Source organism: uncultured Nostoc sp., assembly GCF_964247315.1.
Taxonomy (GTDB): domain Bacteria; phylum Cyanobacteriota; class Cyanobacteriia; order Cyanobacteriales; family Nostocaceae; genus Nostoc.
The window spans coordinates 1-10,767 of the sequence record NZ_CAXTTT010000180.1 but is presented as its reverse complement, the minus strand read 5'-3'; the positions used below and the strand labels follow the sequence as shown (position 1 = coordinate 10,767).

General features: G+C 42.1%; 11 protein-coding genes. 10 read left to right on the top strand and 1 reads right to left on the bottom strand.

Annotated elements, in window-relative coordinates; all coding sequences use genetic code 11:
* Positions 1 to 291: 291 nt before the first annotated feature.
* The gene (locus ACFE93_RS32250) at positions 292 to 663 is read left to right on the top strand and encodes a hypothetical protein (protein WP_375479821.1); all 372 of its coding nucleotides are present in this window, start codon (positions 292 to 294) and stop codon (positions 661 to 663) included.
* A 104-nt stretch (positions 664 to 767) separates the two neighbouring features.
* Here the strand turns inward: ACFE93_RS32250 and ACFE93_RS32245 are convergent, their stop codons facing one another.
* Positions 768 to 1,997 (bottom strand): TetR family transcriptional regulator, encoded by a 1,230-nt coding sequence (locus tag ACFE93_RS32245; protein ID WP_375479819.1) that lies wholly within the window; start codon positions 1,995 to 1,997, stop codon positions 768 to 770.
* A gap of 172 nt (positions 1,998 to 2,169) precedes the next feature.
* Here ACFE93_RS32245 and ACFE93_RS32240 point away from each other — a divergent pair, with 172 nt between their 5' ends.
* The 9 genes from ACFE93_RS32240 (at position 2,170) to ACFE93_RS32200 (ending at position 10,721) form a co-directional block, all read left to right on the top strand.
* Positions 2,170 to 3,027, top strand: coding sequence for an acyl-CoA desaturase (locus tag ACFE93_RS32240; protein WP_375479817.1), 858 nt, complete (start codon positions 2,170 to 2,172; stop codon positions 3,025 to 3,027).
* Positions 3,028 to 3,600: 573 nt separating this feature from the next.
* Positions 3,601 to 6,288 carry a TonB-dependent siderophore receptor gene (locus ACFE93_RS32235; protein ID WP_375479815.1) on the top strand — a complete coding sequence of 896 codons (2,688 nt, stop codon included), beginning with the start codon at positions 3,601 to 3,603 and terminating at the stop codon, positions 6,286 to 6,288.
* Positions 6,289 to 6,487: 199 nt separating this feature from the next.
* Positions 6,488 to 6,622 carry a hypothetical protein gene (locus tag ACFE93_RS32230; protein WP_375479813.1) on the top strand — a complete coding sequence of 45 codons (135 nt, stop codon included), beginning with the start codon at positions 6,488 to 6,490 and terminating at the stop codon, positions 6,620 to 6,622.
* A gap of 98 nt (positions 6,623 to 6,720) precedes the next feature.
* Positions 6,721 to 7,458 carry a hypothetical protein gene (locus tag ACFE93_RS32225; protein ID WP_375479811.1) on the top strand — a complete coding sequence of 246 codons (738 nt, stop codon included), beginning with the start codon at positions 6,721 to 6,723 and terminating at the stop codon, positions 7,456 to 7,458.
* Between the two features lie 21 nt (positions 7,459 to 7,479).
* Positions 7,480 to 7,842 (top strand): O-methyltransferase, encoded by a 363-nt coding sequence (locus tag ACFE93_RS32220; protein ID WP_375479809.1) that lies wholly within the window; start codon positions 7,480 to 7,482, stop codon positions 7,840 to 7,842.
* A gap of 6 nt (positions 7,843 to 7,848) precedes the next feature.
* On the top strand, positions 7,849 to 8,187 hold the full coding sequence (locus tag ACFE93_RS32215) for an O-methyltransferase (RefSeq protein WP_375479823.1): 339 nt from the start codon (positions 7,849 to 7,851) through the stop codon (positions 8,185 to 8,187).
* A 58-nt stretch (positions 8,188 to 8,245) separates the two neighbouring features.
* Positions 8,246 to 8,737 (top strand): PepSY domain-containing protein, encoded by a 492-nt coding sequence (locus ACFE93_RS32210; RefSeq protein WP_375479807.1) that lies wholly within the window; start codon positions 8,246 to 8,248, stop codon positions 8,735 to 8,737.
* 410 nt (positions 8,738 to 9,147) lie between these two features.
* Positions 9,148 to 10,203 (top strand): tRNA dihydrouridine synthase DusB, encoded by a 1,056-nt coding sequence (gene dusB / locus ACFE93_RS32205; RefSeq protein WP_375479805.1) that lies wholly within the window; start codon positions 9,148 to 9,150, stop codon positions 10,201 to 10,203.
* Between the two features lie 122 nt (positions 10,204 to 10,325).
* On the top strand, positions 10,326 to 10,721 hold the full coding sequence (locus ACFE93_RS32200; RefSeq protein ID WP_375479803.1) for an AAA family ATPase: 396 nt from the start codon (positions 10,326 to 10,328) through the stop codon (positions 10,719 to 10,721).
* The last annotated feature ends 46 nt before the right edge of the window (positions 10,722 to 10,767 follow it).

The window sequence follows — 10,767 nt, the reverse complement described above, 5'->3', positions numbered from 1 at the left end:
TACCTCAACACGACTTTTAAGTACCTCAACACGATGTTGAAGTACCTCAACACGATGTTGAAGTACCTCAACACGACTTTTAAGTACCTCAACACGACTTTGAGGTATCTTTTGCTTATTTAATGTTACTTTTTTGACAAATTTAATAAAGTACTCAGTATAATCCACTAAAAATAATTAGGTCGATCTTAATTTGCTTTAATTTTTCCGAATTATTTCTCAGAGAAGTTTATGGTTGCATTGGCTAGAGTACATGCAGTAATCCTATAACTTCCTTCAGGAGCGCATTTTATGGCACGACTAAAACGCAGTTCACCGACTCTAGAAAAGGCTCTCCGTCGAATTGCAGGAATGCGATCGATTAGCCCGACGCTAGAATTTGGCAACGGATTAAATTTGACAGACTACGACAGCCACATCCAAAACTTGCAAACCCAGCTATCTACCTACAACACTTTACTCTCTAGCATAGATGAAATGGCAGGTCGCCTCTCTCTAATTGAAGAAGAATTGGGCGGCTATTCTGAAAAGATGTTAATGAGTGTGGCAACGCATTATGGCAAAGACAGTTTGCAATATGTCCAGGCGGGAGGCAAGTCACGCAAGAAATTATCACGCCGTTCGAGTAACACCCAATCCCCATTTGATACCGTTTCACTTTAAGACTGATACAGATGGCAGGCAGGGGAGGCAGGGGAGGCAGGGGAAGTAATTTGTATCAATAATTTAGTGAAATGGTATGAGAGTACAGCTAATCTCTCCACTCCTTATCCGGGTTTATGATCCAAACGAGTCGCTTGCTCTAGGGCGGCTTTTTCTTTGGCTCGGCGGGCATAGGGTTGTAATTGCGTGCGATCGCAAGCTGTGAAAATACTCAGGTTTTCTAAGGCGATTCCTCGCATTAACATTTCTACGCGCCAAGTTTGTTGTGCTTGGGCGATCGCTGGCGTTTGTCCTTGGGGAGTTAATAGCCCTTCACTCCATACTTGCCAACGTGTCTCAAGCTCTGATTCTGAGATGCGTGTACCTGTTTCATTCAGAAACATGGCTGTTTGAGGATCTTTACGACTTTTCAGCCATTTGATTAAAGGATTATTGGTAAAAGAGCCGTAACGTTTGCCCAAAATCCACTGATTCACAGGCACTTGACGGACGAATCCGGGGATTGTGATTTGCAGGAAGTGCCCTTGACTATCGTAGATTTGGTGCGATCGCTCCAAGCTAGTTATTTCTGTAGCGGATAACCCAGCCCCAAATAATACGTAAGCCAAGGCATAATCTCGTACTCCAAATTTCCTGGACTGTTGCAGAATTTCGTGAACTAAACTAGCTGGCAAATCAGCTACTTCTGTGGTGCTGAATCCTCCTTGTAAGGAGTTTATTGCTGATTCTGCTGAGGGTGACATGGCTCCATGTAAAAACAACTCCACCAAATTTTCGAGAAAATCATCCCGATCCTCCCAAAGTTCGTGAAATTCGCTGGTGAACTCAATTACGGCATATCCCAAAATCATCCCATTCAGCAAACTTGCTAATTTTTCTGCGGGTAAATAGGTATTTAGGTGTCCTTGCTGGATTACAGTAGCTAAATACTGAGCTACATAACGGTTTGCCTCAGTTACTCCCCTGCCTAGTGCACGGCGATTTTCTGCCGGGAATTGGTCGGCTTCACCTACCACAGATCGGACAAACTCTGGTACTCTTTCTAATGCATGTAAGCTATCACTTGCATAATCTTTAAGAGCTTGGTAAACATTGCCAGGAGGTGTTGCCCGCCGTACCAGCGATTCACCTAAATCCTTGAAGGCTGCGGACTCTTCCAGCACAGCTAAAAGCAGTCCATGCTTATTGCCAAAATTCCGAAATAGAGTCACTTCGTTGACTTCGGCTTTTTCAGCAATTTGGCGGGTTGTGGTAGCGCTGACTCCCTGAGCAGAAAACAATTCAAGTGCAGCTTGAATCAGGCGTTGACGAGTGGAAATGAGTTGAGATGACATAGAAAAATGCAAGTGGCACTTGCAGAAAGTATCAGAGTTCTGCTAGCATAACAAATGTAAGTGATACTTGCTTTACCTACTGTAACGAACTAGTATACAGGGCGGGTAAATCTCTGTGGGATTATGCCCAAGAAAAAGCAAATCGCTTTCTCATCCATCAACAGGAATTTTTATGACCGCAAATTTTGGGGCGATCGCCCCTGAGAGAGGCAACTCACCTCGACTCAGTTGGACAAATGTGGTATTTTTTGCTGCATTTCATGCCTTAGCACTTCTGGCTCCTTGGTTTTTCTCCTGGCCAGCATTAGGTTTGCTAGTGTTTCTCCACTGGTTATTCGGGAGTATTGGTATTTGCCTGGGATATCACCGACTATTGAGCCATCGGAGTTTCCAAGTTCCGAAGTGGTTAGAGTATGCGATCGCCCTCATTGGAGCGCTGGCTTTACAAGGAGGGCCAATTTTTTGGGTAGGTGGACACCGCCAGCATCACGCCCACACAGAAGATATCAATTTAGACCCCTATTCTGCTCAAAGAGGATTTTGGTGGAGCCATATATTGTGGATTTTCTACCCACGTCCAGAATTTTTTGATTATGAAACCTATAAAAAATATGCCCCTGATTTAGCCAGACAACCCTTTTATTGCTGGCTAGATCGCTACTTTTTGCTATTGCAAATACCCTTCGGGCTGCTGCTTTATGCTTTAGGAGGATGGTCTTTTGTATTCTACGGAGTGTTTCTCAGATGTGTCTTGCTTTGGCATTCAACCTGGTTTGTAAACTCAGCATCACACCTATGGGGTTATCGCACCTTTGATGCTAATGATGGCGCTCGTAATCTTTGGTGGGTATCCCTCGTAACTTATGGAGAAGGATGGCACAACAACCATCATACTTATCCCCACATGGCGAAATCTGGGTTCTCTTGGTGGGAAATTGATGTTACTTGGTGGAGCATTCTAGTTTTGCAGACTTTGGGTTTGGCCAAAAAGGTTGTCTCACGTCCTCCTCAAAGTGCAACTCACGGCTAAATTGCAACTAAACCATTATAAATTTGCCATGCCGACTGCTGATCTGCCGTCGGCTTACTAATTTTCGTCATGCTTGCTGCCCGTGTTGTTATCGTAATTAGCTTTTATAGATTTAGTAAATTGAAAATATATATCAATTAATAATTTTACACTTTTAGGACTTACGCAAAAATTGCCAAAAAGCTTAATTTATCGAACCGCCAACGCAAAGCGTCTCATAGAGAAGACCCCTTGTCTACCAGACACTACATGTAGCTTGCTTGTTTGCAGAAGTACGGGCAGCGGCTCGTTAGAGAAGAACACCGAGAATCGTAGAGTGTGCCTAAGTCCTAACTTTTAAGATAGATTTCAATTAACTTAAACAAAAAGGTAACTTAAATCACAGTTGTAAAAGCAAAATCCTGCTGTCTGTCATCTCTCTTTGTAAATATATTCTAACAATTATTTGCAATTGTTTAGTCATTTCCTGTAATGTTTATTCTGAGTTAGTTGATTATTACTCTCATCAAGCACTAGCTATTTACTGGGTTGTTGAGAGTAATAGCAAGTAGAGAGTAGGTGTAGGGGTGGCAAATGGTATTGAAGCAAATATTAAAGATTCTTTTGGTCACAAGCTCTATTTGGTTTTGCGTTGCCAGAAGTGCAACTGCTCAACAAGTATCCTCTCAACAGATACAAAATAAATCTGCGATCGCTAAAGTACTACTCAATTCCAGGACGATTAGAGAAATTCCACGACTAGGGGAAGTAGAACTGACTCACACCAGCGCTAAAGTGCTAGTGCAGTTGCCAACACCGGAAACAGTGCCAACTCCTGAAGTAGTGCAAGTGACAAAAGTCAAGGCAAATCCTACTTCTAAGGGTGTGGAAATTATTTTACAGACTTCCATTGGGCAACAATTACAACTACTGAATCGCAGTGCTGACAACAGTTTTATCATTGACATTCCCAATGCTCAACTGCGCCTACCGTCGGGCGAAGCATTCACATTCCGTTCGGATAAGCCTCTAAAGGGTCTTCGTGAGATAACGGTAACAAATCTGGATGCCAATACTATCCGGGTAACGGTAACGGGTGAGGCGGGTTTACCAACTGTTGAGTTGTTTGATAGTGATGAAGGTCTGATCTTCGGGTTGACACCAGTTACATCTTCGGCACAGACGCCACAGCAACCGCCAGCACAACAACAGCCGGAAACTCAAACCAATCCAGAGCAACCACTTGACTCACAAACTGATGAACCGATTGAATTGGTGGTGACGGGAGATCAAGACGGGTATAGTGTTCCAAATGCCTCCACTGCCACTGGAACTGATACCCCGATCCGAGACATTCCATTCTCAATTCAGGTAGTTCCTCAAGAGATAATTCGAGATCAGCAAGTCACACGCACAGAAGAAGTGCTCCGCAATGTCAGTGGTATCACTTACCAGGGAAGTGGAAACAACAGGAGTGGTGCGGATTTCAGTATTCGAGGGTTTTCTGATGCCGCGATTCTGCGCGATGGATTTAGACGGTATGGCGTTATTCAAGCGCCTTTAGAAGTAGCCAATTTGGAGCGGATTGAAGTTCTCAAGGGTCCGGCATCCATCTTGTATGGTGCGATTGAACCCGGAGGATTGATTAATGCGGTGTCCAAGCAGCCCTTGTCCCAGCCGTTTTACGAAACAGAATTACAAGTGGGAAACCAGGGTTTTGTCCGACCTCGCTTTGACTTTTCTGGGCCATTAACCGACGATGGTAAAGTACTCTACCGCCTGAATGGGTTGTACCAGAGATTGGACAGCTTTCGCAACCTTGACCAAGAAGATCGGCGGATCTTCATTGCCCCCACACTTGTTTGGAAAATAGATGATCGCACCGATTTAGGAATTTCGCTGGAATATATTGACAATAATCGTCCGGCTGATTTTGGTATCCCAGCTATTGGTAATAGGATTGCTGATGTTCCGCGCGATCGCATTACTTCCGAACCTAGTGACGCGGTGACAAATGAATATCTAAATGTTGGCTATAACTTGGAGCATCGCTTCAATCAAAATTGGAAACTCCGCAATGCCTTTCGCTATTCCTCGTATGACTACGATTTCAACGTTGTTGCCCTTCCCTTTACTTTTGACGAGGCAACAGGTACGGTTGATCGCTTTTTCGCCTCCCAAGACGGACACGATGAAAACTATACTCTGCAAGCCAACGTCGTGGGTGAGTTTGCTACGGGTTCTATCAATCACACTCTTTTATTCGGTGCAGACTATATTCATAGTGCTACAAACGAGTTCACGTTGTTTGATTTTACTCCTCAACAATTGAATCTTTTCAATCCAGTTTACGGGGTAGCTAAACCCAGCGAGGATACATTACCGCCTTATGGCGGCAGTAATACAACATCCAATCGCTGGGGGTTCTATCTGCAAGACCAAATTTCATTGTTGCAAAATTTGAAGTTGTTAGCAGGCATCCGCTACGACACCATAGAATCAAACACAGTCAACGTGCCAGGACAAGTGACACAATTAGGTGAAACCACTCGAAATGACGATGCCTTCACCCCACGAGTAGGGATTCTTTACCAACCGAGCAAAGCTGTATCCTTGTACGCCAGTTACTCAGAATCCTTCACCCCCAATACGACAAATACAGCAACGGGCGAACCCCTGGAACCGCAACGGGGCAAGGGCTATGAGTTTGGTGTCAAAACAGAATTTCTAAACGGGAAACTGTTTGCCACGTTGGCATATTTTGACATTACCAAACAAAATGTGTCCGTTACCGATCCCAACTTCTCGCTGTTCTCCATCGCATCTGGAGAACAGCGCAGTCGTGGAGTTGAGTTCGATATCGCGGGAGAACTATTGCCAGGATGGAAAATCATCGCTTCCTGCGCCTACATTGATGGTGAAGTCACCGCCGACACCAATCCCGAATTGATTGGCAATAGATTGTATGGTATTCCCAAACATAGTGCCAGTCTATGGACGACTTATGAAATTCAGCGCGGTAATTTGCAGGGTTTAGGGTTGGGAGTTGGATTTAATTATGTCGGTGAGAGACAGGGAGATTTAACTAATAGCTTTCAGGTAGATAGTTATTTGACGACCAATGCCGCGATTTTTTATCGACGCAATAATTGGCGATTTGCCCTCAACTTCAAAAATCTTACTGATGTCAATTACATCGAAAGTGTGTCGAATTTGCGAGGTGGAGGTAACATTTTTGGCGAACCATTCACGCTAGTTGGCTCAATTTCGGTGCAGTTTTAACCCTTCCCTAACCCTCCCCAAGGCATCGGGGAGGGAAGCAGCTAGATTTCTTCCTACTAATCCATCGAGGGGATTGAGGGAGATAGTTAGAGGAATCAACATAGCCCACCATTCGCTAAAACTGCTATTTTGTCAGGCTAATTCCTACAATATGACTCAATTTCTGACAAAACTCATAGGCGTTTTGCGTACTATGCTGATGACTACCCGCGCTCGGGTGGGTGAACATCAACGTCAAGTTGGTGCTTTGTTTTGCGATCCGAAAGTGTTTGAATGGTGGCAAGCGATCGCCTGGGACAAGTTTTACTCCTGTTATGAGGCTAATGCTATGTAAATCTTTCGTCATCATTGATGTTATTGCAGTGAAATTTTAATTGCAATGCTGCTACTCAAGTATTCTATTAGTTGCCAATCATTAACCCGATAATTACGATGAAATCATTTTTATTCAGTGCTTTGTTAATTACCAGTAGTGCGATCGCCGTTGCTTGTCAATCAAAACCTCAACCACCGATAGCGAATCAATCCACTGCAAGTGAAATCTCCGCAACTGAGATAGACAATCAGGAAAAAGCTGGTTTCAACTCAGAAATTTATCTGCTGGCAAATCCCGATGTTGCCAAATTGATTCAAGAAGGAAAATTCAAATCTGCCTTAGATCACTATGAAAAAGTGGGGAAGTCTGGCAAAAATCTCAAAGGAGAAGCGATTGAAGGATACTTTACAGGCACTAGTGGCAATGATACAGTGACAGGCTTTGGTCAATCTCCTGACCTGACTGGCGTCAACTTTGAAATTGTATCAGATAAGAAGGGCACATTTCCCATACATCCGAAAACTTTGGGCGTTGGTGAGGTCGATACCTTAGTTGCAACTAAAGGTTCAAAGAATGAATTTCTCCTGGGTAGCTTCATCACTGTTGCTAACCCGAAAGCTGAACCGTTTTATGTCGGTAAGCAAGATGCTGATTATGCTCGAATTCAAAATTTCACCAAGTCTCAAGATAGAATTTCCTTGGCAGGGCAACCACAACAATACAAGTTTGAGACTGTAAAAGGAAACTTTCGCATTTTAACTGCTAGCGGTGATTTAATTGCGATCGTTGAAGGCATAGACAAGCTTGAAGCAGGTAAAGTATTCAATAAGTACGGAGTATTTACCTTGAAATAATCTAAAAAATTAGTAATTACTATGAGCAAACTATCTAAACCAAGCGCACTCAACGACGCAAGAGTTGAAACTGTTTTAGCGCAACTGCACGCAGAAGCTGATAAGCAATTTGGTGGATTAATTCTCCACTACTTGCCGAAGCTTCCTGGGTTATTTTTGGGTAAGGGCATTAAGTGGGATCAGACAAAAACTGAATTTTACAACGATAAATATATTCCTATTGAACCAGACCAAGGGGAATTTATATATTTGATCGCCCGTTCGATTAACGCTAAAACAATTGTTGAGTTTGGTACTTCATTCGGAATTTCTACCATATATCTAGCCACTGCCGTGAAGGACAATGGCGGCGGCGTTGTTATTGGCACCGAAATCGTGCATTAAAAAGTCATACAAGCCAAAAAAAATATTGCCAAAGCCGGACTAGAAACCTATGTTGATATTCGAGAAGGGGATGCTTTAGAAACGCTAAAAACTTTTAATCAAACAGTTGATTTGGTATTGATTGATGGCTGGATGCACTTAGCTTTGGATGTATTAAGAATTCTAGATCCGTTGATCCGACCAGGCGGAATTGTTATCTCTGATAATGTCAATACCTTTAAGGACTCCCTTAAAAGTTATGTTGATTTTTTACAGAACCCTGTTAATGGTTATCAGTCATCAACTTTAAATTTGAAGGGAGGAACAGAATTTTCAGTTAAGGTCAGAAGGCATGATGAAAATTAAGCAGTTTCTATCAAGATAGTCAAGAACAATTCACCGATGGGTTGGGCTTTACTTTGCTATGGTCATTGCAATTTATTTAATTGAAATAATTGCCTTTCCCTCGGCCTTCAGTTCTGGCTTACCTACAGTTGACGGGAAACCACTCACTCAAACTGTTGTAAAAAATACCAAATCTTTACTTTCTTTAGAACAGGCTTCGCAAGCATTCATCTCTCTGCACCCAGAAGGGATTAATACGCTAGAAGACATTAATGAAATTGTCTATCTACGAACCTTAGGCGTTTATCGATTTGAAAATCAAAAACGTTTATTTGAGTGGTATATCGATGCTCATAATGGCAAATTAGTAAAGTATGGCTTTAACTCCACCGATTTTTTAGAGTATCGAGGATTTCTGGGATGGTTTGCTCCTTGGATTCACGATCTGATTGAAATGTCCTTTTTGTTTTTTATGTCAACACTGGCAGTCAGCGGTGTTTATCTGTTCATTTATCCGTTTCTAAGAAGGAAAAATTCAAAGATTAATTCAAGCTTAAAGGAAACCCTTTAAGTCGGGCAAATCCTCGTTCGGTTAGAACTTATCTGTATAAACACGAACTGCTTGTTTAAAAGATAAGCAAGGATTAACAAAGTTATCTGTTGAGGCGAGCAATTCTTGAGCAGGGGAAGAGAAATTGCTTAATAACTCTCTTTCCTCAAGAGCCTCTTGAGCTTATCCGAACCGTATTGAGACAGGAAGGCATAGTAAAAAGGACGTATAGAAGCTAAATTAGAAGCTATATCTTAAATTATTGGTCTTGGGGTTGACAGCCAAACAAATCGCGCAGGCGTTGGATTTGGAAGTTAAACAAATTTGTTAAGCTGCAAAAATAGCCTCTAAGTCAAGATAAATCAACGAAAATAAACAGTATCTCTAAATATTTTAGCTATCTTCGGTTCCTACAATTTTTAATTTTTTCTATGATTTCGCTCTCTCCTATTCTCCAAGCTAGACTCTCCCAACCCTTAAAAATTGGCTCATTTGAGGTAAAAAGTCGGGTTCTCCAGTCCCCTCTATCTGGAGTGACGGATCTGGTGTTTCGCCGTCTTGTGCGTCGCTATGCGCCAGATTCGATGATGTATACCGAAATGGTCAATGCTACAGGGTTGCATTATGTCAAGCAGTTACCCAAAATCATGGAGGTAGACCCCAATGAACGCCCAATTAGCGTTCAACTATTTGATTGTCGTCCAGATTTCCTGGCAGAAGCAGCAGTAAAAGCAGTTGCAGAAGGTGCTGATACTGTTGATATTAATATGGGTTGTCCGGTAAATAAAATCACTAAAAATGGTGGCGGTTCTTCGTTGTTGCGGCAACCGGAAGTAGCAGAGGCAATTGTGCGGGAAGTAGTGAAAGCTGTTGATGTCCCTGTGACAGTAAAAACCCGTATTGGCTGGAATGACAACGAAATTACCATTCTCGACTTTGCCAAACGGATGGAAGATGCAGGGGCAAAAATGATCACAGTACATGGACGCACTCGCGCTCAAGGTTACAATGGCAATGCCCGTTGGGAATGGATTACCCGTGTAAAAGAAGTGCTTTCTATCCCAGTGATTGGGAATGGAGATATTTTTTCCGTTGAAGCAGCGGTGAGATGTTTAGAGCAAACTGGCGCTGATGGCGTCATGTGTTCCCGTGGAACTTTGGGTTATCCGTTTTTGGTGGGAGAAATTGATCATTTCCTGAAAACTGGGGAGATATTACCACCCCCAACCCCGATTCAGCGCTTGGAATGTGCAAGAGATCATTTACAAGCCTTATGGGAATATAAAGGCGATCGCGGTGTGCGTCAAGCCCGTAAGCACATGACTTGGTATGCTAAAGGTTTTGTCGGTGCTGCCGAACTTCGAGGACAGCTAAGTTTAGTTGAAAGAGTAGATCAAGGTTTGGCAATGATTGACCAAGCAATTGAAAAATTAGCTAATGGTTATGAACTAGAGGAAGAAGCACAAGGTAGTTTAATAATGCTTTAAAAAGTTGATTTTATCATTAGTTTGGGATGAGATTGCTGTTAATCATAATTACCATAGTTTCTCAATGATAACTAAATAAATTATTATGGTTGCTCACTGACTATCAACTTGTTTTTAATCCTATGAATCAACCACTACTTCGCTTTGTTGCTAGTAAAAATTATAAAAATCTGTCTTTAGATAAAGTAGTTGAGCTAAAAAAACTCAATATATTTATAGGTTCAAACGGTTCAGGCAAAAGCAACTTTATCATCTGTTTGAAATTTTTAAAAGATAGCTTAACTACAATTCCTGATGAAAGTCGGGGTGTTAGTAGTTTTGAAAATGCAGTTACTCAAATTGGTGCTAATCGAATTTTAGATGGCAGTGTAGCAAGCCCTGCTGTAGTAACACTTGCTTATTGTTTTTCACAATTTTCCCAAACTGGTACTCCCGGAAGAAACAGTGGAATTCTTGATTTGAAGATTTATGTTGACAAAAACCAACCAAGAGTTAGTATTTCCGAAGAATGTTTATAGCGTTTACCAGTCTAATGAAGTACACTAAGTAAAATAAATCAGTGTA